Genomic DNA, 25,365 nt, shown 5'->3' with positions numbered 1-25,365 from the left:
CCCATGCGCGTCCTGGCGATCGCCAACCAGAAGGGCGGCGTGGGCAAGACGACGACAGCGATCAATCTGGGCACGGCCCTGGCCGCTGTCGGCGAGCGGGTGCTGCTGATCGACGCCGATCCCCAGGGCAACGCCTCGACCGGCCTCGGCGTGCCGCGCCAGCAGCGCAAGGTCACCCTCTACGACGTCCTGATGGGCGAGACGCCGATCACCGAGGCGGCGATCAACACCGCCCTGCCCGGTCTCGACCTGATCGCGTCAGACCCCGACCTGTCCGGCGTCGAGCTCGAACTGGGACAGATGCCCCGCCGGTCCTACCGGCTGCGCGATGCGATGGAGAAGCTGCGCATCTCCGGCGCCTATTCCTATGTGCTGATCGACTGCCCGCCGTCGCTGAACCTGTTGACCGTCAACGCCATGACCGCCTCGGACGCGGTGTTTGTGCCGCTGCAGTGCGAGTTCTTCGCGCTGGAAGGCCTGACGCAGCTGATGCGGACGGTTGATCTGGTGCGTGGCAGCCTGAATCCGGCCCTGGAGATCCAGGGCGTGGTCCTGACCATGTACGATCGCCGCAACAGCCTGTCCGAACAGGTGGCGCGCGATGTGCGCGGCCATTTCGGCCAGAAGGTCTACGAGACCGTGATCCCGCGCAATGTGCGGGTGTCCGAAGCGCCGTCGTTCGGCAAGCCGGTCCTGATCTATGACCTGAAGTGCGCCGGATCGCAGGCTTATCTGAAACTCGCCCGCGAAGTCGTCGGGCGTGAACGTCAGCGGCGTCTCGCCGCCGCATGAGTAACGGAGCGAAGGTGTCGATGGCCGAAGGTCGCAGGGGTTTGGGTCGGGGTCTGTCCGCCCTGCTGGGCGAGTCCGACGCCGAAAATCCGGCCGCGGCCGGCGACGTCGCCGGCGCGCGCGAGATCCCGATCGAGCTGATTCAGCGCAACCCTGACCAGCCGCGCCGCCGCTTCGGCGAGGCCGAAATCGCCGAACTGGCGGACTCGATCCGCGAGAAGGGCGTGCTTCAGCCGGTTCTGGTCCGTCCCGCACCGGATGCGCCTGGCGAGTATCAGCTCGTCGCCGGCGAACGCCGCTGGCGCGCATCGCAGCAGGCCGGACTGAAGGCCATACCAGCGCTGGTGCGCGACCTGGACGACCAGCAGGTCCTCGAGATCGCCATCATCGAGAACGTCCAGCGGGCGGACCTCGGCCCGATCGAGGAATCCCTCAGCTATCGCGCCCTGATGGACCGGTTCGGCCGCACCCAGGAGGATGTCGCCCGGGTTGTCGGCAAGAGCCGTCCGCACGTGGCCAACGCCCTTCGTCTGCTCAATCTGCCGGCCGAGGTGCAGACCCTGCTGGCGGAGGGACAGCTGACCGCTGGTCACGCCCGCGCTCTGATCGGCTCGCTCAATCCGCTGGCCTTCGCGGAGATCGTGATCGCCAAGGGTCTGAATGTTCGCGACACCGAGGCGCTGGTGAAGCGCGGCGCGCCCGAGAAGAAATCGGTCGGACCCGGCGGCGCCGGCAAGGTCACGCGCGACCATGACACCGCGGCGCTGGAGAGCGACCTTTCCGAGGTGCTCGGTCTCGAGGTCGAGATCCGGGATCGGGGCGGTGTCGGCGAACTGCGCATCAGGTACGCCACGCTCGAGCAGCTCGACGACCTCTGCAGGCGCCTGACGCGGGGCGGCTGAGGCGCAGGGAGGCATAGCGGAGTAGCCCGCACGCGGCTTATTTCGCCACAGAGCCGATTTTCAAATCGGTCGGCTCAAGTCTTTGAAATTATTGATAGAAATTTCGGGCCAATCCGGCTGTTCGGGCCTCAGAGCCCGAGCCGCCGGGCGCGGCCGGCGATGGTCAGCGCCAGCCTCTCGGCAAGCAGCTGGTCGGGCGATCCCGCCGTCTTGCAGGCGAGATCGGCGGCCAGCACCTCGGGGTGCAGCGCGAGCAGATGCTCGAGGTTCCAGGCGCGGGCCTGACGCAGGAACTCGCGCTCGTTCTTCCAGAACACGCCCGACGCCTTGGCCGCTTCGGCGAGCGAGGCGCCGTTCTGGGCGAGCGTCAGCACGCGCCGCAGTTTGGCCAGGTGCATGCCCATCGCGCGCACGGCGCCGGGACCGCCCTCGCCTTCCGCGGCCGCGCGACGCAGTCCGGCCTGGGCGGCGCCCAGCTTGCCGCCAAAGGCGTCCGACGCGGCGTCCGCCAGCGAGGCCTCCGGCTCGACGCCCAGAAACTCCTCAAGATCCTTCGCCGTGGCGACGCGACCGCTGCCCGGGCCGAGCCAGAGCGCGAGGCGTTCGATCTCCTGGCGTGAAACACCGCGCTCGCGCGGCATCCGGGCGACAAACATCTCCAGAGCCCCGGCGTCGAGCCCCACCTTGTCGGCCGACAGCGATTCCCTGACCAGCCGCGCGATGTCGCCGGGCTCATCCTCGTAGCAGGGGATGGTGGCGCAGCCCGCGGCCTTCTCCGCCGCCTTGCGCAGGGGCGAGGATCTGTCGATCGCCCCGGCCTCGATGAGGAAGAAGGCGTCCGGATTGAACCGTCCGTCCATATGGGCGGTCAGGGCTTCGGCGGCCGTCCGGTCGGGGCCGATTTTTTCCGTCGAGAAGCGCACCCGCACCAGGCGGCGGCCGCCCATCATCGAGATGGCGCTCAGTTCGTCGGCCAGCCGGCCCTCGCCGAGCTCGTCTTCCATCAGGAGGGCGGCGTCGAACGGATCGTCGGGGTTGGCGGTGACCGCCCTGGCCAACTGGTCCGCGCGCTCCCGCACCCCGCTCCGGTCGCGACCATAGAGGACAGCGGCGCGAAACGCCTTGTCGGGGGACTTCAGGAAGCGTTCGACGTCGGGCCGTTTGGACAGAATGGCCACGGCGGACCTATCCCCCGCCGGTGCGGGCCATCCAGTCCGCGAGTTGCAGCTGGATCTTGCGGGCCAGTTCGGAGGCCGCCCGGCTCTGGGCGTCCTGATTGGCGACGATCGCCGAATAGGGCTGATCGGCCCGGTCGAAGGTCACTTCGGTTCTGGTGCTGCCCTCGAGGGCCACCGCGCCGGTTGCGACATTGGTGAGTTTCCAGTTTGCGCGAAGCACCAGCTCATAGCGGCTCGCGGTCGCGTCGACCCGACGACCGCGGGGCGTGCGCGTCTCCTTCAGGTCCATCGTCAACCTGTAGGCGGGCGGCAGCGCCTCATTGCGCGCCAGCACGTCATCGAGCGCCTGGCGCAGCAGGAACCCGGTCCGGCCTTCGGGCGCGACGCTTTCCACGGCGGAAAGCCCCGGCGAGACACCGGGCGTGGCGTAGAGGGGCGTGAAGCCGCAGCCGGCCAGCAAGGGGGTGAGCAGGAAAAGGGCAGCGGCGAAGAGCGGCGCGCGCATCTCGCTACCCCGCCACGATGTTGACGATACGGCCCGGCACCACGATCACCTTTCGCACGGTCAGACCGGCAAGGTGGACCGACACGGCTTCGTCCGCCAGAGCCTTCTCGCGCACATCGGCCTCGGCCGTTCCAGGGGCGACGCGGATCTCGCCCCGGCGTTTGCCGTTGACCTGAACCGGCAGCAGCAATTCGGTGTCGGCGGCCAGATCGGCGTCAAACACCGGCCAGACCGCGTCGACGATCATCCCTTCGCCCCCGATCCGGACCCAGCATTCTTCGGCCAGGTGAGGGGTGTAGGGCGAGACAAGCCGCGCCAGCACCGACAGGGCCTCAGCCCGCGCCGCGACAACGCCGCCGTCGGTGGCCGGGAAGGTCTTGAGAAGGTTCAGGAATTCATACAGCCGCGCGATGCCGCTGTTGAACCGGAACTGGTCGATCGACTCCGTGACTGCCTTGATGATCTTGTGCGTCGCCCGCCGCAGTTCGTCGGAGCGCGCGGCGTCCGTCGTCGTGGCGACCGCTTCGACCTGGCTGTCGAACTCTGCCCAGACGCGCTGAACGAACCGGCTGGCGCCCTCGACCCCGCCGGTGGTCCACTGCACGTCCCGCTCGGGCGGGCTGTCGGACAGTACGAACAGGCGCGCCGCATCGACCCCGTATTGTTCGAAGATCTCCTCCGGCGCGACGACGTTCTTCTTCGACTTCGACATCTTCTCGATGTCGCCGATGATCAGGGGCTCGCCCGTTTCAGCCATCACGGCCCGACGGGTGGCGCCCTCGGCGGTCAGAACGATCCGCGAGGGCTCGACCCACTCCCCGCTCTGCCGGGCATAGGTCTCATGGGTCACCATGCCCTGGGTGAACAGGCCGTCGAACGGCTCGGCGACCGAGACCAGCCCCTCGTCCTTCAGGGCGCGGGTGACGAACCGGGCATACAGCAGGTGAAGGACCGCGTGCTCGATCCCGCCGATATACTGGTCGACCGGCAGCCAGTGGTCGGCCGCCGCCTTGTCGATCGGATCGGTCGCGTCCGGATTGGCGAAGCGGGCGAAGTACCAGCTGGAGTCGACAAAGGTGTCGAGGGTGTCGGTCTCGCGTTCGGCGTCGCCGCCGCAGGTCGGGCATTTGGTGAAGCGCCAGGTCGGATGGCGCAGCAGCGGGTTGCCGGGCTTGTCGAACGTCACGTCGTCCGGGAGGACGAGCGGCAGGTTTTCCGCGCGCTCGGGCACGACGCCGCAGGCCGGGCAGTGAATGACCGGGATCGGACAGCCCCAGTAGCGCTGCCGGGAGATGCCCCAGTCGCGCAGGCGGTAGACGGTCGCGCCCTTGCCCTTGCCCAGGCCCTCGATCTTCGCGACGGCGGCCGCCTTGGCCGGCTCGATCGCCAGGCCGTCGAGGAACGACGAGTTGAACAGCTTGCCTGGGCCGGTGAAGGCCTCGGCTCCGATCACCATGTCCGCGGGATCAGCGTCGTCAGGCAGCACGACCGGACGCACCGGCAGGTCGTACTTGCGGGCGAAATCCAGGTCCCGCTGGTCGTGGGCGGGGCAGCCGAAAATGGCGCCCGTGCCGTAGTCCATCAGGATGAAGTTGGCGATCCAGACCGGCAGGCTCTGGCCTTCCGCGAACGGATGGGCGACGCGCAGGCCGGTGTCGAGGCCCAGTTTTTCTGCGCCTTCGATCTCCGCTTCGGACGTCCCGCCGCGGCGGCAGTCGGCGACGAACGCGGCCACCTTCGGGTCCGCCGCCGAGAGCTGTTCGGCCAGAGGATGGTCGGGAGCGATCCCGACAAAACTAGCTCCGAACAGGGTATCCGGCCGGGTGGTGTAGACCTCAAGGCCGCTCTCGAAGCCCACGGGCGCAGCGCCGGCGAAGTCGAACGAGAACTGCAGGCCGGTCGATCGACCGATCCAGTTTTCCTGCATGGTCCGGACCTTGGCGGGCCAGCGGTCCAGAGACGCCAGACCTTCGATCAGGTCGTCCGCGTAGTCGGTGATCCGCAGGAACCACTGGGTCAGCTTCTTCTTCTCGACCAGCGCGCCTGAGCGCCAGCCGCGACCGTCGATGACCTGTTCGTTGGCCAGAACGGTCATGTCGACCGGGTCCCAGTTGACCGTGGCCTCCTTGCGATAGACCAGCCCGCGCTCGAGCAGCTTCAGGAACCACGCCTGCTGCTGGCCGTAGTAGGCCGGATCGCAGGTCGCGAACTCGCGGCTCCAGTCGATCGACAGGCCCAGCAGCTTGAGCTGCTCGCGCATCGTGGCGATGTTGTCGTAGGTCCAGCCCTTGGGATGGATGCCCCGTTCCATGGCCGCGTTCTCGGCCGGCATGCCGAAGGCGTCCCAGCCCATCGGGTGCAGAACGGCATGGCCCTGCGCCCGGCGGAAGCGGGCCACCACGTCGCCCATGGCGTAGTTGCGGACGTGCCCCATGTGGATGTGCCCCGACGGATAGGGGAACATCTCCAGCATGTAGTATTTCGGGCGCGGATCATCGTTGCGCGTGCGGAACACGTCCGCGTCAGCCCAGGCGGCGCGCCACTTGGGCTCGGTATCCTTAGGATTGTATCGGGCCATTCGGCGAGGTGGTTTCTGTCCGGGATCAGCCGGAGATGTTGGCCAGGCGCAGCTGACGCGCCCGGGTCAGGATGGCGTTTTCGATGTCCGTCTCGGTCTGCGCCGAGGTCGGAGCGTCGGTCCAGCCGCCGGCGCCGTCACTGATCTGCTTGAAGACGGTGACGTTCAGGCCGTCGGCCCTAAGTCGGGTGTCCAGGATGTATGCGGTCGCCTTGAAGCGCTCGTCCGGCTTTTCCGGGTTCACATACCAGTCGGTGATCACCACACCGCCGTAAGGGTCGGCGGAGGCCAGGGGCATGAAGGACAGCGTGTCCAGCGTCGCGCGCCAAAGGTAGCCGTTGACGCCCAGCTGGGCCGGGCCTCCGGCGCCGCCCTTGGGAGCCGCCTTGCGACCAAGACCGAACGGGCTGATGCCACCCTCGTCCTGGGTCTGGAAGGTCCGCGTTCCGCCCGACGAACCGCAGGCGCTGACGCCCACGAGGCTGAGGGCCAGAACCCCGACCGAGACAACCCGGATCCACGGCTTGCGCGCAAACGCCATATTCTCTCGCTCCACTCAATCCGGCCGGGACTTTCCGCTGGAAAGCATTCCGGAGGTCACCCCCGTGCCCACCAACTGGGTCTACAACATGGCCTCGTCGCCGCCAAACAGGAATCACGTGTCTCTCGCGCCACAGGCGAGACGGGAATCGCCGGAGTCCGGGCTGGACTCGCTTTCCGGGCAGTTGACCCCGCCGCTCCAGGGCCTTTAATCGCGGTCAAGGTCCACCCATCTTCACAATGAAGACGGATTGGACAGGACGGCTGGGGGAGCCGGAACGACGGCATGGCAAAAGTCTGGAGCATCGCAGCAATCGCGGCGCTGACCTTTATCGGGTCGGCGACGGTGGCGGCTGCCCAGACCGCTCCGGCCAAGCCGCGCCCGGCCTCGCCGGCGGACGCCTTCATCGTTCGCGGCGACTTCGGCCTTCGGGACTCTCAGTTCGGGACCCCGAGCGCCCGCCGCACCCTGATGTGGGACGCCAAGAAGGGTCGCTGGGGCCTGATGCTCGACTTCACGCCGCGCATGGGCCCGGACGCCCAGGCCCGTGACGTCGAGGCCGGGGCCTTCTTCCGGGTGACTCCGCAACTTCGGGTCGGCGGCGCCGTCGGCGTCGGCGCGCAACCCGCTCCGGTGCGCAAGCCCGGCGACCGCGAAGATGAGGCGCCTCGCGTGCGTCTCGAGACCGCCTTCAAGTTCTGATCCCGGTCAGCCCTTCCACCATAGCAAAACCCTGCGCGCCCGAGCCTGACAGCTGCTGGGCCGTTTGCGCGTTCACGCCGCCGAGGGCGTAGACGGGCAGAGGCGCCCCCGCGACGAACGCGGTGAACCGTTCCGCGCCCATGGCGGGCCCCGCGGATGAGCTGGCGCTGGCGAACACCGTGGACGCCAGCACCGCATCACAGCCGGCCTGATGCGCCGCAACGGCCGCCTGGGGCGAATGCGCGGCGGCGGTCAGTATCCAGCCGGGCTTTCGGGTCCGGAGGTTCGCGGCATCCACGATCATCTGTTCCGGAAGATGCACGCCGTCCGCGCCACAGGCGTCCGCCAGCGCAGCGTCAGCGCCGATCAGCAATACCAGGCCACGCTGAACCGCAATCGCCTTAAGGGCGTCAGCGCGCGCCGTGGCGTCGACGGCCCCGAAGGACCGGTAGATCACCCCTGCGCCCGCGGGAAGCCGCGCCGCGATCGCCTCCGGGTCGGGCGTTCGGACGGGATCTGTAACGAACAGCAGCCTGGGCAGGGGCTTTTCGCCGGCGAAGCGCGGTCGTAAGGACGCGGCCAGGCCCGCCAGCCGCTGGAGATCGTCACCTGTCGCCGTCATCGGATATCGTCGCCGCGCGCCTTTCCGTGCTGGACCGCATCGCCGCCGCCGCCCGCGAGGCCGGCCGGTCGCCGGAGGATGTGACTCTGGTGGCGGTCTCCAAGCAACAGCCAGATGACCGGATCGACGCCATGCTGGCGACCGGACAGCGGGTTTTCGGCGAAAACAGGGTCCAGGAGGCCGCTGGTCGCTGGTCTGGTCGCCGCGACGGTGTCGAGCTGCGGCTGATCGGCCCCCTGCAGACCAACAAGGTCCGCGAAGCCCTGGCGCTGTTCGACGTGATCGAAACACTCGACCGGGAAAAGCTGGCCCGGGCCCTGGCGGCCGAGATCGTCCGCTCAGGCCGGTCACCCCGGCTCTATGTCCAGGTCAACACCGGCGAGGAGCCGCAGAAGGCCGGGGTCGCGCCGGGCGCTGCGGACGCCTTCATCGCGCTTTGCCGGGATCTGGGCCTGCGTCCCGAGGGGCTGATGTGCATTCCGCCCGACGCCGAGGACCCACGGCCCCATTTCCGGCTTCTGGCCGACATCGCCGCCCGCAATGGCCTGCCGGCGCTGTCCATGGGCATGAGCGCCGACTACGAAGCCGCTGTAGCCCTCGGCGCAACGAGCGTGCGGGTCGGTTCGGCGCTGTTTGGCGGTCGATTGCCCCGCCAGGGGTAGAGAACGCCCTCTTGCGGCCCTATCTGACGGTCAGAACCCTGCGGCGGTTGGCCTCAGGCCGCGAACCGGTGCATGGTCCCCCTATGGTGCAACGCAAGACCCTCCTCATTGTCGATGACGACGCCGACCTGCGCGGCGCGTTGGCCGAACAGCTTCAGCTCCACGAGGAGTTCGTCGTCGTCCAGGCCGAGACCGCCGGTGAAGGCGCCAGACTCGGCAAGGAAGCGCGCCCGGATCTGATCCTGCTCGACGTCGACCTGCCCGACATGGATGGCCGGGAAGCCTGCCGGCTGATGCGCAAGGGCGGCGTCACCAGCCCGATCATCATGCTGACGGCCGCCGTCAGCGACGCCGACACCATCCTGGGCCTCGATTCCGGGGCCAACGGCTATCTGACCAAACCCTTCCGGTTCGGCGTGCTGCTGGCGCATATCCGCAGCCAGCTGCGCAGCCACGAGGCTTCCGAGGACGCGGTCTTCCGCATCGGCCCCTACGAGTTCCGCCCGGCGTCCAAGCTTCTCGTCGACGACAAGGCCAGGAAGGTCCGTCTGACCGAGAAGGAAACCAATATCCTCAAGTACCTCTATCGTTCGGGGGCCAAGGCGGTTTCCCGTGAGGAGCTGCTGACCGAGGTTTGGGGCTACAACGCCGGCGTCACGACCCATACGCTCGAGACCCATGTCTACCGCCTGCGCCAGAAGATCGAACCCGACCCCGCCAACGCCAGGCTGCTGCTGACAGAGGCCGGTGGGTACCGGCTGCAGCCCTGAGTGGCGAATAGTTACTACCTATTCAAACCATAGTTTCCGTAGTAACCCGACCCTGTTACAGGCGGACGGCGCGCTATGGGTAAATACGAGCCTCTCGGGACCTATCTGGCCGCCAGCGCGGCGGATGAGGCGCCGATGACTTTCCGCCAGATAGAAGACCTGATCGGCGCGTCCCTTCCGCCGGCGGCGACGCGTCACCGCGCCTGGTGGAGCAACAATCCCGACAACAGCGCCATCACACGAAGCTGGCGGAGCGCCGGGTTCAGGGCCTTTCAGGTCGACATGCGCGCGGGGACCCTCGTGTTTCGCCGTGACGCCACCCCGACGCAGCTCGCGGAGTCGGCGTCAGCGAGGCAGCCGGGGCCCCAGGCGGCGACCCTGGCGAGACTCCAGGCCCGGCTCGGCGGAACCGTCAAAACCCCCTATGGCGTGGACCTGTCGGAGCCGACCGGCGAAGTCTGGGACGCGGAAATCCAGTGACGCCCATATTGCTGGATACCTGCGCCGCCCTGTGGCTCGCCAACGGCAGCCCGCTCGCGGACGGGGCGCTCGAGGCCCTGGAGGCCTGTGACGGGATCCATATCAGCCCGGCCAGCGCCTGGGAGCTGGGGCAGCTGACGGCGCGGCGGCGCCTGTCCCTGTCGATGGACACCAGCCTGTGGTGGGATGCGTTGCTGGAGGCGGGCGTCAGGCTGGCGCCGATGGACGCGGCGACCCTCATTGCGTCCTCGACGCTGCCTGGAGGCCAGATCCGCGACCCAGCCGACCGGATTATCGTCGCAACCGCCCGTTCCCGCGGCTTTCGCATCATGACCCGCGACCGGCCGATCCTGACCTACGCCGCCGCCGGTCACGTCCAGGCCATCGCCTGTTGATCAGACCATGAAGTCGGCCGTCACCGGGGCGTGGTCGCTGGGCTTGTCCCAGCCGCGCACGTCGTCGTGGATGCGGCACAGCGCCTTGCCGCTGTGGAACGCGGCGCTTCGCAGGCCGGGGCTCGCCAGGATGTGGTCCAGCAGCAGGCCGCGGTTCGAGGCCCGGAAGTCGGCGGCGCGATAACTCCACCAGCTGGCCAGCTTCTCCGGCTCCGGGATCGCCTCGCGCGCCAGATTGATGAAGCCCAGCGACGCCTCGAGCGCGCGGAAAGCCTCGATCTCGACCGGCGTGTGGCTGACGATCTTCGACATGTAGCGGTGGTTCCAGACGTCGAACTCGCCGGGGGCCACGTTGAGGTCGCCGGTGACCACCAGCGGGGCGTTGGGGTCGCGCCGGACCATTTCGGCGGTCAGCCTGCCGTAGAAGTCCAGCTTGTGGGCGAACTTGGGGTTCAGGAGCGGGTCGGCCACGTCGCCGCCGGCAGGGATGTAGAAGTTCTGGATCTCGACCCCCGCAACGACGGCCCCGACGCAGCGGGCGTGGCCCTCACGGCAGACGTCGAGCGGCGGCGCGTCCTCGATCGGAAGACGCGAGGCGATCGCCACGCCGTGCCAGCCCTTTTGCCCCGCGATCCGGAAGTGATTGAAGCCGAGCGCCTCAAACATCTCCTTCGGGAACTCGTGCGTCTGGCACTTGATCTCCTGCAGGCAGAGGACGTCGGGGGCGATCTCGTCGACCATCCGGCCGACCAGGTCGCCGCGCGGGCGGACGGAGTTGATGTTCCAGGTGGCGAGACGGAGGCGCATGGGCCTTTCAATAGGCTGGTTCGCAGCAAAGAAAACGCCCGGACGCTGGGAAGCATCCGGGCGCTGAAGTTGTCTCTCATGCCGCGGCCGGGAGGGGATAGGTTCCGGCACGGTATCTCACGGCAGCGCGAGGTCGGGCGCGCTATCGCCATGAGTGGCATTATCGCAACGTAAGGTCTGAAACGTCAATCGTGATTCGCGACGACCGTTGCCTGTCGCGAACATGTCACAGTTCAGCGGCGGGTCGGCTGCTGCGGAAACGGCGCGCGAAACAGGTTCGGATCGAGCTCGCCGGCGCGGGTCAGGCTGGTCAGGCGGACCTGGGTGACCGCGTTGCGGGCATCGGTGATTTTCCAGCCGATCAGCTGCATCGGACTGTCGCTGAAGGTCAGGACGATCTGGCCGCGGGTCTTGCCGGCGCGGTCCTGGGCGGTGATCTCGAAGCCGTCGTTCAGCTTCGTCACGCGACTGACCGTCACGCCGCGATCGAGACGGATCTCGTCGGCGAGGAACAGTTTCAGCGGCGTCTGGCTGAGGAAGTATCGGTTGACCGTCTTCAGCCGCTTGTCGGCGACCGAGACGACCTTGCCGTCGGAGACCACCAGCAGGCTGGACGGCGCGTCGTACTCGAACCGGGCGCGGCCGGGGCGCTGCAGATAGATCAGGCCCTGGCTGACCGAGCCGCGCGGGTCGGTCTGGACGAAGCGCCCGCGCGCCGTCGGCAGGCCCTGGAGATAGGCCACAGCCTTGTCGACCATCGCCTGGTCAGCGGTTGTCAGGGCCAGCGCCGGGGTCGCCAGCAGCAGGGCCGGGGCGGCGAGGAGCAGGGCGCGGCGGGTGGTGTTCGTGTCCATCAGTCTCGTCTAGCAGGTCGACACGGCGAATCTAGGGCGGCGGCCCGACGAGGATCTCGCGCTTGCCGGCGTGGTTGGCGGGACCAACAACCCCTTCCTGCTCCATCCGTTCCATCAGGGAAGCGGCGCGGTTGTAGCCGATCTGCAGGCGGCGCTGGATGTAGCTGGTCGAGGCCTTGCCATCGCGGGTGACCACGGCCACGGCCTTGTCGTACAGACCGCCGTCGCCGCCGCCATTCTCGTCGCCGAAGGCCAGGCCGCCCTGGCCTTCGTCCGCCTCGTCGTCCGCCCCGGCCGTGACCTCGTCGAGATACTGCGGGGCTCCCTGCTCGCGCAGGAACTTCGCCACCGCCGCCACTTCCTCGTCGGCCACGAACGGGCCGTGCAGACGGATCAGCCGTCCGCCCGAGCCGCCGGCCATGTAGAGCATGTCACCATGACCGAGCAGCTGCTCGGCGCCCTGCTCGCCCAGAATCGTGCGGCTGTCGATCCGCGAGGTGACCTGGAAGCTGATCCGGGTGGGGAAGTTGGCCTTGATGGTGCCAGTGATCACGTCCACCGACGGGCGCTGGGTGGCCATGATCAGGTGGATGCCGGCGGCGCGGGCCATCTGGGCCAACCGCTGCACCGCACTCTCGATGTCCTTGCCGGCGACCATCATCAGGTCGGCGACCTCGTCGATGACCACCACCAGGTAGGGCATGTGCTCGGGGCGGATCTTCTCGCTCTCGAAGATCGGCCGGCCGGCGTCGTCGAAGCCGGTCTGGACCGTCCGCTCGAAGTGCTCGCCCTTCTCGATCGCTTCCCGGGCGCGCTCGTTGTAGGCGGCGATGCCGCGCACGCCGATCTTGGCCATCCGGCGATAGCGGTCCTCCATCTCGCGCACGGTCCACTTCAGCGCGACGATGGCCTTCTTGGAGTCGGTCACGACCGGCGCCAGCAGGTGCGGGATGCCATCGTAGACGCTGAGCTCCAGCATCTTCGGGTCGATCATGATGAAGCGGCACTGGTCGGGCGGCAGCCGGTAGAGGATCGACAGGATCATGGCGTTGAGGCCGACCGACTTGCCCGACCCGGTTGTCCCGGCGATCAGCAGGTGGGGCATCTTGGCCAGGTCGGCGATGTAGGGCTCGCCGCCGATCGTCTCGCCCAGCGCCATCGGCAGGGTCTGGGACTGCTTCTCGTAGTCCGCGCTGGCCAGCAGGTCGCGCAGGTAGACGGTCTCGCGTTTGGTGTTGGGCAGCTCGAGCGCGATGGCGTTGCGGCCCTGGACCACCGAGACGCGGCAGGCGGCCACGCCCATCGAGCGGGAGATGTCGTCGGCCAGGGCCACCACGCGGGCGTGTTTCACGCCGGGGGCGGGGACCAGTTCGTACAGCGTCACGACCGGGCCAGGCCGGATCTGGTCGATCGCGCCGCGCACACCGAACTCGGCCAGCACGCTTTCCAGCAGCCGGGCGTTCTGGCGCAGGCCCTCCTCGTCGAAGTTGCCGGCGCGCGGCTTGGGCTTGGCCAGGATCGCCAGTTCCGGGAGCATGAAGCCGCCCGGCTGGACGAAGTCGAAGGTCTTTTGCTGCTCGCGTACCTCACGACCGCTGCTGCGGGGCATGGGCTTGGGCGCCTTGATCGCCGGCTCGCCGTCCGCCGAGCGGGGGGCGGGGGCCTGGATCGCGGTCCGCGTCGCTTCCGGGGCGTCCTCGGCGAAGGTCAGCGGCTGTTTCGCGACGCGCTCGGCGCGACGGCGCACGGCCGGGGCCTTTTCGGCCACGGGTTCGGGACGTGCGGCCGGCGCACGGCGGGTATGGTCCAGCAGGCGCTCCAGCGCTCCGCCGGCGGCGTCGGCCATGGCTTCGCGCCGGACGCCCAGCGAGGCGGCCAGGCCGGCCAGGCCGAGGCCCAGCAGCAGTAGCGCCGACAGCCAGGTCGCGCCCGGAATGTGAGCGAAGGCGAACAGCCAGGAGAACAGGCCCAGCAGGGCGTCGCCCCAGAAGCCGCCGAGGCCGCTGGCCAGGGCCCAGCCCTTCGGCGGCGTCGGCCCTGACAGGGCCCCCGCCAGGGCGAACACCGCCAGGGCGCCGATCAGCGCCCGCAGCCGCATCGCCCGCCGCGCCGCGCCGGGGTCGGGCTCGATCACCCGCGTCAGGCCAAAGACGATCATCAACAGCGCCATGCCCCAGGCCGCGAGACCCAGCGACTGCAGGAAGATGTCGGCGATCAGCGCGCCCGCGCCGCCCAGCGCATTGGTGGCCGGCAGGGCCGAAGCGACGTTGAGGCTCGGGTCGGCGGAATTCCAGCTGGCGAAGGCCGCGATCAGGGCCGCGCCGAACGCCGCGATCAGCCCGCCGCGCAGGCGGACCGACGTCGGTCGCGACCAGGCCCAGAGCACCAGCTCCATCGCCATCTCAAGCCCCGACCGTCGCATCGCCCGCGCCATCCGCGCCCCCGTCACCTTGAACGCTCCGTTTTGCGGCCAGGAGGGTTAAGGGGCGTTTACTTTAGAGGAGCGATTCCTCCCCCAAGCGGGGGAGGATGTCCTCAAACCCATACAGGCCAGCGTGCCCGGCGATGATCTCGGCATGGGGTTTGGGGGAAAACCTGGGAGACCCCAACCCCGCTCATCGCCGCGAAGGCGGGGACGAACGGGCTTTTGCGATCCAAGCTCGTGTTTTGTCAGACGCAAGAAAAAGGGCGGCTCCGTTTCCGAAGCCGCCCCTGATCATTTAGCGATAACGCGTCGGCTTACGCCTCGGCGGTCTCTTCCTTCTTGGACAGGTCTTCGCCGGTTTCCTGGTCGACGACCTTCATCGAGAGCTTGGTCTTGCCGCGGTCGTCGAAGCCCAGGAGCTTGACCTTGACCATCTGGCCTTCGGTCAGGACGTCGGCGGGGCGAGCCACGCGTTCGTTGCTGATCTGGGAGACGTGGACGAGGCCGTCCTTGGCGCCGAAGAAGTTCACGAAGGCGCCGAAGTCGACGACCTTCACGACCTTGCCGTTGTAGATGGCGCCCAGCTCGGGCTCCGAAGCGATCGACTTGATCCACTCCTTGGCGGCGTCGATCTTGGCCTGGTCGGCGGCCGCGATCTTGATCGTGCCGTCTTCGCCGATGTCGATCTTGGCGCCGGTTTCGGCAGTGATCTCGCGGATCACCTTGCCGCCCGTGCCGATCACTTCACGGATCTTGTCGACCGGGATCTTGATCGTCTCGATCTTCGGGGCGAATTCGCCCAGCTCCGCACGCGGGGCTTCCATGGCCTTGGCCATTTCGCCCAGGATGTGATGACGGCCGTCCTTCGCCTGGGCGAGGGCCTGCTTCATGATCGCTTCGGTGATGCCGGCGATCTTGATGTCCATCTGCAGGCTGGTGATGCCGTCTTCGGTGCCGGCGACCTTGAAGTCCATGTCGCCGAGGTGATCTTCGTCACCCAGGATGTCCGACAGGACCGCGAAGCCGTCCTTCTCGAGGATCAGGCCCATGGCGATGCCGGAGACCGGCTTCTTCAGGGGCACACCCGCGTCCATCAGGGCCAGCGAGGAGCCGCAGACCGTGGCCATCGAGGACGAGCCGTTGGACTCGGTGATCTCGGAGACCAGACGGATGGTGTAGGGGAACTCGACCGCGTCCGGCAGCATCGGACGGATCGCCCGCCAGGCCAGCTTGCCGTGACCGACGTCGCGGCGGCTCGGCGCGCCCATGCGGCCCGTCTCCCCGACCGAGTAGGGCGGGAAGTTATAGTGCAGCATGAACTTCTCGTAGTACTTGCCTTCCAGCGCGTCGATCATCTGCTCGTCGTCGCCGGTGCCCAGGGTGGCCACGACCAGGGCCTGGGTTTCGCCGCGGGTGAACAGGGCCGAGCCGTGGGCGCGGGGCAGGACGCCCACTTCGCCGATGATCTGGCGGACCTTGTCGACCGTACGGCCGTCGATGCGGATGCCGGTGTCGAGGATGCCGCGACGGACCACGTCCGCTTCCAGTTCCTTGAACACGGCGCCCAGCTTGTTGGCGTCGTAGCCGTCCGGGTTGGCGTCGGACTTGGCGAAGGCCGCGGTGGCCTTGGACCGGGCGGCGCCGATGGCGTCGACCCGCTCACCCTTCTTGGTGATCTTGTAGCCGGCGGCGATGTCGGCCCCGACGAGGTCCTTCATCTTGGCCTTCAGCGCGTCGGTGTCTTCGGTTTCGAACTCGAAGGGCTCCTTGGCGGCGTGTTCGGCCAGTTCGATGATCGCGTCGATCACCGGCTGCATGCCCTTGTGGGCGAAGGAGACGCCGCCCAGGACGACTTCTTCCGACAGTTCCTTGATTTCCGATTCGACCATCATCACGGCGTCGGCGGTGCCGGCCACGACCAGGTCCATCTCGCTTTCCTTCAGCTCGTCGAGCGTCGGGTTGAGCACGTATTCGCCGTTGATGTAGCCGACGCGGGCGGCCGCGATCGGGCCCATGAACGGGGCGCCGGAGATGCACAGGGCGGCCGAGGCGCCGATCATGGCGACGATGTCCGGATCGTTCTCCAGGTCGTGGCTGAGCACGGTGGCGACGACCAGCACTTCATTCTTGAAGCCCTTGACGAACAGCGGGCGGATCGGACGGTCGATCAGGCGGCTGGTGAGGGTTTCTTTCTGCGACGGCGCGGTTTCGCGGCGCGGGAAGCTGCCGGGGATCTTGCCGGCGGCGTAGAATTTTTCCTGGTAGTTGACGGTCAGGGGGAAGAAGTCCTGGCCGGGCTTGGGGCTCTTGGCGAAGGTGACCGCGGCCAGAACCGTGGTGTCGCCGTAGGTGACCAGAACCGCGCCGTCAGCCTGACGGGCCATGCGGCCGGTTTCGATGGTGAGCGGACGACCGCCCCATTCGATGGTCTTGCGCTTGATATCAAACATTTTGAGGGTGTCTTTCTCTGTATCCCGCAGGCGTATTCCTGGCGGGGGCGGACAGGTGTCGTTTCCGAAATCCTCTCCAGTGTCAGGCCCGGTGAGGATTTCGATTGAACCCTCGTCGTACGGATAGGCGGAGCCTTCGGCTCCTCACCGCCGCGTTCCAGAGCCTGGAGGAACAGGGCGGGTCTAGATTGCAGAACACCCACCCCCGCGGGGCGGAGGTGGGTGGTTTGGCAGGCCTGGCCTAGCGACGCAGGCCGAGCTTTTCGATGATCGCCGCATAGCGGCTTTCGTCGGAGGACTTCAGGTGGTCGAGGAGACCGCGACGCTGGGACACCAGCTTCAGCAGGCCACGACGGCTGTGATTGTCCTTCTTGTGGGTCTTGAAGTGCTCGGTCAGGTTCGAGATGCGTTCCGAGAGGATCGCGACCTGGACTTCAGCGCTTCCGGTGTCGTTTTCAGTACGACCGTGTTCAGTGATGAGCGCGGCTTTGCGCTCCAGCGTAATCGACATCGGGTGAGTCTCCGCTCAGGCTTGAATAAAGACCCGGACGGGATTGAGCCTTCCCGCACGCATCTCGGCCAGGGCCACGAGCCGGTCTCCGTCCATGGCCGAAACGAGCCGCGAACCGCCGGTGAGGCGGGCCTTGAGCGTCTCGACCTGTCTGGGAACCAGAACGATGGGTCGTCCCTGTGCCAGCCGAAAGGCGTCCTCCGCGGTCACGGCCAGCGCCGGGATGTCGTCCAGCGCGGTCTCGACCGGGAGCAATACCTCCGGAAGCGCGGCCTTATGGCTTAAATCTTCCAGATTTTCCAGCGTTATCGCACGATCTTCGCCGAACGGCCCGACGCGGGTCCGCCGCAGGGCGCTGACATGGGCGCAGGCGCCGAGCGCCTCGGCCAGATCGCGCACGATCGAGCGGACATAGGTCCCCTTGCCGCACTCGATCTCGATTTCGATGTGGTCGGCGTCGGGGGCGTCGCTGACCCGGGCCGAATGGATCGTGACGCTGCGGGCCTTGAGCTCGAACTCTTCTCCGGCGCGGGCCAGGTCATAGGCGCGCTCGCCGTCGACCTTGACCGCCGAATACTGCGGCGGGATCTGCTGGATCTCGCCGATGAAGGCCGGCAGGGCGGCCTCGACCTGTTCGCGGGTCGGCCGGACGTCGGAGCTGGCCGTCGTAGCGCCTTCCCGGTCGAGCGTGGTGGTCGAGCGGCCCCATTCGATGGTGAAGCGATAGGCCTTGTCGGCGTCCATCATGAACGGGACGGTCTTGGTCGCCTCGCCCAGCGCGATCGGCAGGACGCCGGTGGCCAGCGGGTCCAGCGTGCCGGCATGGCCGGCCTTCTGCGCCTTGAACAGCCAGCGGACCCTGCCCACGGCCTGGGTCGAGCCGAAGTCATAGGGCTTGTCGAGGCAGATCCATCCGGAGATCGCCTCGCCCTTCTTGCGACGGGCCACGCTCAGTCGTCCGCGTCGTCGGCCGCCAGGTCTTTCTGGACGAGGGGGTTGTCGAACAGGCTGTCGATGCGGGCGGCGTGAGCGAAGCTGTCGTCGTGGAAGAACTTCAGGTCCGGCGTGAACTTCATGTCGATGATCCGGCCGATGCGGCCGCGCAGCAGCCTGGCCGCGCCGTTCAGGGCCTTGACCACGGTCTGGGTCTCCGCCCCGGTGACGCCCGCGCCGAGCGGCTCGACGAAACAGATGGCGTGCTTGAGGTCGCTGCTCATGCGGACTTCCGACACCGTGACGGACACGTTGGCGAGCACGGGGTCGGCCAGATGCTCCTCGCGCAGGGCTTCCACCAGGGCATGGCGGATCAGTTCGCCGGCGCGCAGCTGGCGTTGCGAGGGGCCGGACGGGGCGGCGTGACGGGATTTCCCGTGGCGGGGAGAGGCGCGTGACATTGGCTGTATCCAGACGCCCGGCGGGGGGTCGAACCCCGGGAAGGCGGAAAGGGCGCGCTTCTAGGCTTGTGCGGGTCCGCTGTCCAGTCCGAGGCGGTGGCGGAAGAAGGCGATGGTGCGCGCCTCGGCGTCCTTCGTCGGGCCGCTGTTGTTCAGGTGGATGGTCAGGACCGAGTGGCCGGCGACGCCGGTGCCGGGCCGGGCGTCTTCCTGTTTGAGCTCAACGGCCTCGAACCGGTCGCCGAAGGTCTCCTTGAGCATCTCGAAGCGTCCGGGCGGCACGAACGGGTCGCCGTGGAAGGCGAGGCCCAGCAGGCTGAGGTCCTCGTCCTGGAACCGGCGTCTGGCGCAGGCGATCTCGGCCGGCGAGGCGTCGATGGCGCGCGCACCCTTCCTGCCGAGCGGCAGGGACGGCTGGCTGAGCACCGGGGCGACCACCGAGGGCTCGGTCATCATGGCCAGGGCGAAGCCGCCGGTGAAACACATGCCCAACGCCCCGACGCCGGGCCCGCCGCACTCGGCGTGGACCTTGCGGGCCAGGGCGCGCAGCCAGTCGACGATCTTCGACGACTTGCCGTTGGCCCAGACGTTGAACTCGCGCCGGATACAGATGTTGGCCAGCATCGAGCCGACGACGTAGCCGTTCGACACCGGTTTGCCCGGCGCGCCGAACAGGCTGGGCAGGAACACTGTCATACCGCTGGCCGCTACGCGGTCGGCGTAGTCGATCACCAGCGGATGCAGGCCGGGGATCTCGTGCATGATGATCACCGCCGGCCCATTGCCGCGCCGGAACACCTCGCGGGTCCAGGGTCCGTCGGTGAAGCTGAACCGCTCATAGTGTTTCAGAGCGTCGATATCGGCCATGTGATCGCATCCCCCTGAGCCGAGACTAGGCTGCTCCCGGGGCGGAAAACCACTGCAAATTCGGCCCGCGTCCGTCGAGACGGCCGCTTCGCAGCCTAGGACCCTGGGCGCCCGTAGTCGGGGCGGAAGACGCGGTCGGTGACGCCGCCGTTGACCGGGCCGGGCATGCGCCACTCGCCGCGGAAGCTGAAATCCATCACCGCGCAGAGGCGCGGCTCGCCCGTCGTCGGGTCGTCGCCGAAGGCGTGCACGCGCATGGGCTTGCGGAAGCCGATCGCGCCGATCGCCAGCCAGCCCTTCGTCGAACCCGGGCAGAAGGCCTGGATCATCACCCGGCCCTCCTGGGCCTCGGGGTCGATGGAGAACAGATTGCTCTTGCCGCCGTCCTCGCCCATCAGCGCGTCGAGCTTGCGGTTGGTCGCGCCGTCGCCCGAGGGGCGGGGCACGATCCCGACCGACACCGCCGTGGCGCGGACCGCGAGGATCTTCGTGCGCATGAAGGATCGGGTGAACACGAAGGTAAGGCCCGCACCGGTCAGGCGTTTGGCGGCGGGCGAGGCGGAGTCGTAGCTGACCATCCGCTTCTGCGCCGCCTGGGCGGGCGCGGCGGCGAGCGCCGTCGACAGGATCAGGGCCGCGGCGGCGACGGGGCGGAGCAGACGAACCATGACGGGACTCTAGGGCGCTTTGCGGGGCTTGCCGCGCAGGTCGGACAGATCGCCTTCAAACCCCGACAGACGCCAGGCGCCTTCGGTATGGGTGAAGACCAGCAGGCAGGGGCCGTCCTTCTTCTTCGTCGCGCAGACCCGCCCGTCGGGCAGGTACTTCAGCGCGCCGGCGATCGCCAGGCGGTCGGGCAGGGGCTTGTCGGGCGTGTAGCCGTAGTAGTTGGCCGCGGCGCGGAACACCTCCGGCCGGATCATCGCGTCGACGGCGATGTCGGCCAGGCCCGGCGCGATCAGGGCGGCCAGGGCGCGGGCGCCGTCGTCCATGTTCGGGCGGGCGGTCTCGCGCATCACCCGGCCCTCGAGCGAGGCCTTCAGCGCCTTGCGGTCGACATAGCGCTCGAAGGCGGCGCGGTCGGTGTCGCGGATCGCCACCAGCAGGCTGTGCACATCGCCCGCCGCGTCGATCCGGCTGGCGGTGGCGCAACCGGCGAGCGCGACGGCGGCGATCACGATGAGGGCGAGGCTGCGGATCATGTGAGGCTCCTTCGCGCCCATCCTAGGCGGAAATTGGGCGCGGGGCACGATGGTCCTGATCTCATGGCGAGAGGATTGCCAGCCCGCAGGAGATCGACGGCGGGGGTCCCACGCGCCATTCTGCTGAACCGCCTCTGCCGGGAGACGCTCCGGGCCGGGGGAGGCCGGCCCGCCGCAGGACCATCATGAAAGGGATCGACGATGACCAGCGCCACCATCTGCATCTGGTACGACCGTGACGCCGAGGCGGCGGCGCGGTTCTACGCGGCGACCTTCCCTGACACCACGGTGGGCGCCGTCCAGTATGCGCCGGGCGACTTTCCCGACGGCAAGGCGGGGGATGCGCTGACCGTCGAGTTCACGGTCATGGGCATCGCCTGCATCGGCCTCAACGGCGGCCCTGCGTTCAAACAGAGCGAGGCCTTCTCGTTCCAGATCGAGACCGGGGACCAGGCGGAGACCGACCGGTACTGGAACGCCATCGTCGGCAACGGCGGAGAGGAAAGCCAGTGCGGCTGGTGCAAGGACCGCTGGGGCGTCAGCTGGCAGATCACCCCGCGCGCCTTGTCCGAGGCCATGGCCCGGGGCGGGGAGACCGCCAGGCGCGCCTTCGAGGCGATGATGACGATGCAGAAGATCGACGTGGCGAAGATCGAGGCGGCGGTGCGGGGGGCGTAGCGCCGTCATGGCCCGGCTCGTCCGGGCCACCCATGAACACCGTCGTGGCGGGGTTCGCGCTGAACCAAGCCCACCCCCTCCTGGTCCGTCCCAGTGTTTGGCTGGCCCGGACAAGCCGGGCCATGGCGGGGTGTCGACGGGTCCTTTGCCGGGTTTGGTCTGGACGTCGGCTATGGGTCAAATGTGGACGCAACGCCCGGTCCACCAGAAACTAGGCCGCCAAAGAAAAAGGCGCGGAGGTTTCCCCCCGCGCCCTTCGCAATTCCGTCCGTGAAAACCCCTACGCCAGCTGGCGCTTGACCTCTTCGACGGTGAAGCACTCGATCTGGTCGCCGGCGCGGATGTCCTGGAAGCCGGCGAAGGCCATGCCGCATTCCTGGCCCGCGTTGACCTCGGGCACTTCGTCCTTGAAGCGCTTGAGGGTCTGCAGCGTGCCCAGTTCCAGCACGACCACGTTCTCGCGGACGATCCGGACCTTGGCGCCCTTGCGGACCACGCCTTCGGTGACCCGGCAGCCGGCGACCTTGCCGACCTTGGAGATGTCGAACGCCTGGAGCACTTCCGCGTTGCCGAGGAAGGTTTCCCGCTGGATCGGCGCCAGCATGCCCGAGAGCACGCCTTTGATGTCGTCGATCAGGTCGTAGATGATCGCGTAGTAGCGGATCTCGACGCCTTCACGCTCAGCCAGGTCACGGGCCTGACGCGAGGCGCGGACGTTGAAGCCGAGCAGCGGGGCGCCGGCGCCCTTGGCCAGCATCACGTCGCTTTCGCTGATCGCGCCGGCGCCGGAGAGGATGATGCGGGCGCGGACTTCGTCCGTGCCGATCTTCTCCAGCGAGCCGACGATGGCTTCGACCGAACCCTGGACGTCGCCCTTGATGACCAGCGGCAGTTCGCTGATCCGCTTGTCCTGCAGCTTGGCCATCATGTCGGCCATCGAGGCGCCGGCCATCGGACCGCTGGCGGCCGCGCGTTCGCGCTTGAGGCGGACTCGGTACTCGGTCAGCTCACGGGCGCGGGCCTCGTTCTCGACCACGGCGAACGGCTCGCCGGGATCGGGCGTGCCGTCGAGGCCGAGGATCTCGACCGGGGTCGAGGGACCGGCTTCGGTCAGCTGCTCGTCGCGTTCGTTGAGCAGGGCGCGAACCTTGCCCCAGGCCGCGCCGGCCACGACGATCTCGCCGCGCTTCAGCGTGCCGCGCTTGACCAGAACCGTGGCGACGGCGCCGCGGCCCTTGTCCAGCTTGGATTCGATGACCACGCCCTCGGCCGTACGGTCGGGGTTGGCCTTGAGATCCAGAACCTCGGCCAGCAGCAGGACGCGTTCGACCAGTTCGTCCAGACCCGTGCCGACCTTGGCCGAGACCTCGACCATCTGGGTGTCGCCACCCAGGCTTTCGACGACGATCTCGTGCTGCAGCAGCTCGTTGACCACGCGGGTCGAGTTGGCGTCCGGCTTGTCGATCTTGTTGACCGCCACGATCATCGGAACCCCGGCCGCCTTGGCGTGCTGGATGGCTTCGATCGTCTGCGGCATCACGCCGTCATCCGCCGCCACCACGAGGATGACGATGTCGGTGATGTTGGCGCCGCGGGCGCGCATGGCGCTGAAGGCCGCGTGGCCCGGCGTGTCGAGGAAGGTGACGCGCTCGCCGCCCTTCAGGCGAACCTGATAGGCGCCGATGTGCTGGGTGATGCCGCCGGCCTCGCCCGCCACAACGTCGGTGGCGCGCAGCGCGTCCAGCAGGCTGGTCTTGCCGTGGTCGACGTGACCCATGACCGTCACCACCGGAGCGCGGGGCTCCAGGTTGTCGTCGAGGTCGTCGGCGTCCAGGAAGCCCTCTTCGACGTCGGCTTCCGACACGCGGCGGACGGTGTGGCCGAATTCGGTGGCCACCAGCTCGGCGGTGTCGTTGTCGATCACGTCGTTGATCTTCAGCATCACGCCCTGACGCATCAGGAACTTGATGATGTCGACGCCGCGCACGGCCATCCGGTTGGACAGCTCCTGCACGGTGATGACGTCGGGGATGACCACTTCACGGGCCACGCGGGCCTGTTCGGCGGCGCCGCCACGGCGCTTTTCCTTCTCGCGTTCACGGGCCCGGCGAACCGAGGCCAGCGAGCGCATGCGCTCGGCCGCGCCCTCGTCGTCACCGGCGAGAACCTGGATCGTCAGACGGCCTTCGCGGCGCTTGGGCTCGCCCTTGGTGCGCGAGACGGCCTTGCCGGGCGCGGCGCCCTTGCGGCGATCATCATCGTCGTCGGGACGGCGGTCGATAACCGCGCCGGCGCCGCCGGGGCGCGGGGCCTGGCGGGTGGCGCGCTGGATTTCAGCGGTCGCGGGCGGCGCGGCCGGCTGGCCGGGACGGGGCGGACGCGGGCCGCCTGGACGGTCGCCTGGACGGGCGGCCGGACGCGGGGCCAGCGCCGAATAGCGGACCGTCTCGCCGGGACGCGGGGCGTCGCGCGGCGGGCGGGCGTCGCCGCCGTCGCGGGGCGGACGCGGCGTGAACGGACGATCCCCCTCGGGCCGCGGCGTGCGCTGGCCGAAGTTGGCGCCGGCGTCCGGGCGCGGAGCCCGCTGGTTGAACGGACCGGCGCTGGGCGGACGGTAGGTCGTCGTGCTGCTGCGATCGTCGCGGCGTTCGCGCGAGGGCTCGTAGGAGCGGGTCTGGTTGGGCGAGGCCGCCGGAGCCGGGGCGGCCGGGGCCGGGGTCGCAGGCGCGACAGGGGCCGGAGCCGGCGTCGGAGCCGCGGCCTGGACGGGCGCAGGGGCCGGAGTCGGCGCGACCGGCGTCGGCGCGGCTGCGGGGGCCGCGGCGACCGGAGCCGCCGGGGCGGCAGGCGCCGCTACAGGGGCGGGTGCGCTGGCGGCCTGTTCGGCGGCGCGGCGACGGGCGTCTTCCTCGGCCTTGGCGCGGGCCTGGGCGGCGGCGCGCTCCTGGGCTTCACGGGCGGCGTCGATGGCGCGCTGGCGAGCGGCGTGCTCCTCGGCGGACAGGCCGCCGGGGCCGGACGGGGCGGGGCCTGCCGGACGAGCGCCCGGGGCGGCGGGACGCGGATCATAGGTCGTGCGCTTTTCAGCGGCGGACGGACCGGCCAGATTGCCGCCGCCACCCGGCGCGTGCGTGCGCACGCGCTTGGTTTCGACCACCACCGTTTTCGACCGGCCGTGACTGAAGGTCTGCTTGACCACGCCCGCGTTCACCGAGCCCGAGCGGGGCTTCAGGGTGAGGGAGGGGCGGGCGGGCCGGCCGTTGTCGTTCTCGTCGCTCATGCGTCTCGCTTAACTCTCAGCCGGCGTATCCGGCTTCAATTCGTATCGTTCAAACCGCGAAGGGACCGAGGCGTCGCCGCCCGGCCTGTTACGGTTCCTCGCGCCAACTCTCGGGGAGAAGCGGACGGAAGCCTGATAGCCGCTGGGCGTCTGATGTCCAGCGTCCGGAAGCTCGCCCCGCAAGGAAGGCGGTGTGTATCACATTCTCGCCCCCCAAGGCCAAACCCAATTCCTCAGAGGAAAATAGGCCGAACACGCGGGGCGGCGAAGGACTGGAGTGGACCGCGCCGAGCACCTTGCGGCGGCCGTCTGCGGCGCCGTCGGACGCCTCGATCAGCCAAGCCGCCTTGCCGCCGCGGATCGAGGACACAACCTTCTCGAACCCCGAAGTAAGGTCTCCCGAGCGCCGCGCAAGGCCCAGCCCGTCAAGAAGACGCCGCATCAGCAGCGCCTCGACGGTGTCGGGCAGGGTCGACGGCGCCGACAGCTTCGCTTTCGCGGACCGGGAAAACAGGCCCTTCTTCGCCGCCGTCTCGACGCTCAGGCGGTCAGCGGCCACCCACATGCCGCGACCCGGCAGCTTGCGCGCCAGGTCGGGCGTGACCACGCCGTCCGGCCCGGCGACGAACCGGATCAGAGCGTCCTCCGCCATAACCTGGCCGGAGACGATGTCCCGTCGTTCGCGGGAGGCCTGGGCGTGGGTGGCGGGGGCTCTCATAGGGATCAGGGCGTAGGGGGTAGGGAGTAGCTGCTTCGGTGGAGGCGGGCGC

At 68.6% G+C, this 25,365-nt stretch carries 25 protein-coding genes; 8 read left to right on the top strand and 17 right to left on the bottom strand.

From position 1 onward, the window contains the following. Positions 1 to 3 precede the first annotated feature (3 nt). Together AC3WJT_RS01535 and AC3WJT_RS01530 are read left to right on the top strand one after the other, a co-directional pair. Positions 4 to 792 carry a ParA family protein gene (locus AC3WJT_RS01535; protein ID WP_492342349.1) on the top strand — a complete coding sequence of 263 codons (789 nt, stop codon included), beginning with the start codon at positions 4 to 6 and terminating at the stop codon, positions 790 to 792. 20 nt (positions 793 to 812) lie between these two features. Continuing rightward, positions 813 to 1,694 (top strand): ParB/RepB/Spo0J family partition protein, encoded by an 882-nt coding sequence (locus AC3WJT_RS01530; protein WP_492341305.1) that lies wholly within the window; start codon positions 813 to 815, stop codon positions 1,692 to 1,694. A 128-nt stretch (positions 1,695 to 1,822) separates the two neighbouring features. Here AC3WJT_RS01530 and holA read toward each other — a convergent pair whose 3' ends face one another. Genes holA through AC3WJT_RS01510 form a run of 4 tightly spaced genes read right to left on the bottom strand, consistent with a single transcriptional unit; the run spans position 1,823 to position 6,496 of the window. Further along, positions 1,823 to 2,872 (bottom strand): DNA polymerase III subunit delta, encoded by a 1,050-nt coding sequence (gene holA, locus AC3WJT_RS01525; RefSeq protein ID WP_492341304.1) that lies wholly within the window; start codon positions 2,870 to 2,872, stop codon positions 1,823 to 1,825. A gap of 7 nt (positions 2,873 to 2,879) precedes the next feature. Then, positions 2,880 to 3,377: an LPS assembly lipoprotein LptE gene (lptE, locus tag AC3WJT_RS01520; RefSeq protein WP_492341303.1), complete on the bottom strand. Its 498-nt coding sequence runs from the start codon at positions 3,375 to 3,377 to the stop codon at positions 2,880 to 2,882. Positions 3,378 to 3,381: 4 nt separating this feature from the next. Beyond that, a complete protein-coding gene (leuS, locus tag AC3WJT_RS01515; protein ID WP_492341302.1) occupies positions 3,382 to 5,955 on the bottom strand; it encodes a leucine--tRNA ligase in 2,574 nt (857 codons plus the stop codon). Between the two features lie 25 nt (positions 5,956 to 5,980). Then, positions 5,981 to 6,496, bottom strand: a complete 516-nt coding sequence (locus tag AC3WJT_RS01510) for a DUF3576 domain-containing protein (RefSeq protein WP_492341301.1) — start codon at positions 6,494 to 6,496, stop codon at positions 5,981 to 5,983. Between the two features lie 285 nt (positions 6,497 to 6,781). On the opposite strand from AC3WJT_RS01510, the gene AC3WJT_RS01505 reads away from it, so the two are divergent. Then, positions 6,782 to 7,198, top strand: a complete 417-nt coding sequence (locus AC3WJT_RS01505; protein WP_492341300.1) for an NtrZ family periplasmic regulatory protein — start codon at positions 6,782 to 6,784, stop codon at positions 7,196 to 7,198. On the opposite strand, the gene AC3WJT_RS01500 is transcribed toward AC3WJT_RS01505, so the two are convergent. Continuing rightward, the gene (locus AC3WJT_RS01500; RefSeq protein ID WP_492341299.1) at positions 7,188 to 7,820 is read right to left on the bottom strand and encodes a thiamine phosphate synthase; all 633 of its coding nucleotides are present in this window, start codon (positions 7,818 to 7,820) and stop codon (positions 7,188 to 7,190) included. The genes AC3WJT_RS01505 and AC3WJT_RS01500 overlap by 11 nt on opposite strands. Positions 7,821 to 7,846: 26 nt before the next feature. On the opposite strand from AC3WJT_RS01500, the gene AC3WJT_RS01495 reads away from it, so the two are divergent. The 4 genes from AC3WJT_RS01495 to AC3WJT_RS01480 all read left to right on the top strand — a co-directional run bounded on the left by AC3WJT_RS01495 (position 7,847) and on the right by AC3WJT_RS01480 (position 10,127). Beyond that, entirely contained in the window at positions 7,847 to 8,482 is a 636-nt protein-coding gene (locus tag AC3WJT_RS01495) for a YggS family pyridoxal phosphate-dependent enzyme (RefSeq protein WP_492341298.1), read from the top strand. An 83-nt stretch (positions 8,483 to 8,565) separates the two neighbouring features. After that, positions 8,566 to 9,252 carry a response regulator transcription factor gene (locus tag AC3WJT_RS01490; protein ID WP_492341297.1) on the top strand — a complete coding sequence of 229 codons (687 nt, stop codon included), beginning with the start codon at positions 8,566 to 8,568 and terminating at the stop codon, positions 9,250 to 9,252. 75 nt (positions 9,253 to 9,327) lie between these two features. After that, positions 9,328 to 9,732, top strand: coding sequence for a DUF7662 domain-containing protein (locus AC3WJT_RS01485; RefSeq protein WP_492341296.1), 405 nt, complete (start codon positions 9,328 to 9,330; stop codon positions 9,730 to 9,732). Then, complete coding sequence (locus AC3WJT_RS01480; RefSeq protein WP_492341295.1) at positions 9,729 to 10,127, top strand: type II toxin-antitoxin system VapC family toxin; 399 nt, start codon at positions 9,729 to 9,731, stop codon at positions 10,125 to 10,127. The genes AC3WJT_RS01485 and AC3WJT_RS01480 overlap by 4 nt, the downstream gene beginning before the upstream one ends. Here AC3WJT_RS01480 and AC3WJT_RS01475 read toward each other — a convergent pair whose 3' ends face one another. From AC3WJT_RS01475 to AC3WJT_RS01430, 10 genes are all read right to left on the bottom strand, one after another. Further along, entirely contained in the window at positions 10,128 to 10,934 is an 807-nt protein-coding gene (locus AC3WJT_RS01475) for an exodeoxyribonuclease III (protein ID WP_492341294.1), read from the bottom strand. A gap of 233 nt (positions 10,935 to 11,167) precedes the next feature. Next, positions 11,168 to 11,788 (bottom strand): LolA family protein, encoded by a 621-nt coding sequence (locus AC3WJT_RS01470; RefSeq protein ID WP_492341293.1) that lies wholly within the window; start codon positions 11,786 to 11,788, stop codon positions 11,168 to 11,170. A gap of 31 nt (positions 11,789 to 11,819) precedes the next feature. Continuing rightward, a complete protein-coding gene (locus AC3WJT_RS01465) occupies positions 11,820 to 14,222 on the bottom strand; it encodes an FtsK/SpoIIIE family DNA translocase (RefSeq protein WP_492342348.1) in 2,403 nt (800 codons plus the stop codon). Between the two features lie 305 nt (positions 14,223 to 14,527). After that, positions 14,528 to 16,663, bottom strand: a complete 2,136-nt coding sequence (gene pnp, locus AC3WJT_RS01460; RefSeq protein WP_492341292.1) for a polyribonucleotide nucleotidyltransferase — start codon at positions 16,661 to 16,663, stop codon at positions 14,528 to 14,530. Positions 16,664 to 16,904: 241 nt separating this feature from the next. Next, positions 16,905 to 17,174 carry a 30S ribosomal protein S15 gene (rpsO, locus tag AC3WJT_RS01455; RefSeq protein ID WP_492341291.1) on the bottom strand — a complete coding sequence of 90 codons (270 nt, stop codon included), beginning with the start codon at positions 17,172 to 17,174 and terminating at the stop codon, positions 16,905 to 16,907. 15 nt (positions 17,175 to 17,189) lie between these two features. After that, the gene (gene truB / locus AC3WJT_RS01450; RefSeq protein ID WP_492341290.1) at positions 17,190 to 18,122 is read right to left on the bottom strand and encodes a tRNA pseudouridine(55) synthase TruB; all 933 of its coding nucleotides are present in this window, start codon (positions 18,120 to 18,122) and stop codon (positions 17,190 to 17,192) included. Between the two features lie 2 nt (positions 18,123 to 18,124). Further along, the gene (rbfA, locus tag AC3WJT_RS01445) at positions 18,125 to 18,568 is read right to left on the bottom strand and encodes a 30S ribosome-binding factor RbfA (protein WP_492341289.1); all 444 of its coding nucleotides are present in this window, start codon (positions 18,566 to 18,568) and stop codon (positions 18,125 to 18,127) included. A 60-nt stretch (positions 18,569 to 18,628) separates the two neighbouring features. Further along, positions 18,629 to 19,435: a dienelactone hydrolase family protein gene (locus AC3WJT_RS01440; RefSeq protein ID WP_492341288.1), complete on the bottom strand. Its 807-nt coding sequence runs from the start codon at positions 19,433 to 19,435 to the stop codon at positions 18,629 to 18,631. Between the two features lie 95 nt (positions 19,436 to 19,530). Next, the gene (locus AC3WJT_RS01435; protein WP_492341287.1) at positions 19,531 to 20,103 is read right to left on the bottom strand and encodes a hypothetical protein; all 573 of its coding nucleotides are present in this window, start codon (positions 20,101 to 20,103) and stop codon (positions 19,531 to 19,533) included. Between the two features lie 9 nt (positions 20,104 to 20,112). After that, a complete protein-coding gene (locus AC3WJT_RS01430; protein ID WP_492341286.1) occupies positions 20,113 to 20,637 on the bottom strand; it encodes a DUF2939 domain-containing protein in 525 nt (174 codons plus the stop codon). Between the two features lie 201 nt (positions 20,638 to 20,838). On the opposite strand from AC3WJT_RS01430, the gene AC3WJT_RS01425 reads away from it, so the two are divergent. Continuing rightward, a complete protein-coding gene (locus AC3WJT_RS01425; RefSeq protein ID WP_492341285.1) occupies positions 20,839 to 21,315 on the top strand; it encodes a VOC family protein in 477 nt (158 codons plus the stop codon). Between the two features lie 280 nt (positions 21,316 to 21,595). Here AC3WJT_RS01425 and infB read toward each other — a convergent pair whose 3' ends face one another. Next, on the bottom strand, positions 21,596 to 24,595 hold the full coding sequence (gene infB, locus AC3WJT_RS01420; RefSeq protein WP_492341284.1) for a translation initiation factor IF-2: 3,000 nt from the start codon (positions 24,593 to 24,595) through the stop codon (positions 21,596 to 21,598). 88 nt (positions 24,596 to 24,683) lie between these two features. Continuing rightward, the gene (locus AC3WJT_RS01415; RefSeq protein ID WP_492341283.1) at positions 24,684 to 25,313 is read right to left on the bottom strand and encodes an RNA-binding protein; all 630 of its coding nucleotides are present in this window, start codon (positions 25,311 to 25,313) and stop codon (positions 24,684 to 24,686) included. Positions 25,314 to 25,365 lie beyond the last annotated feature (52 nt).

This window comes from Caulobacter sp. FW305-C-30-S16, from assembly GCF_058783025.1.
This window is presented reverse-complemented; position numbering and strand designations above follow the sequence as displayed.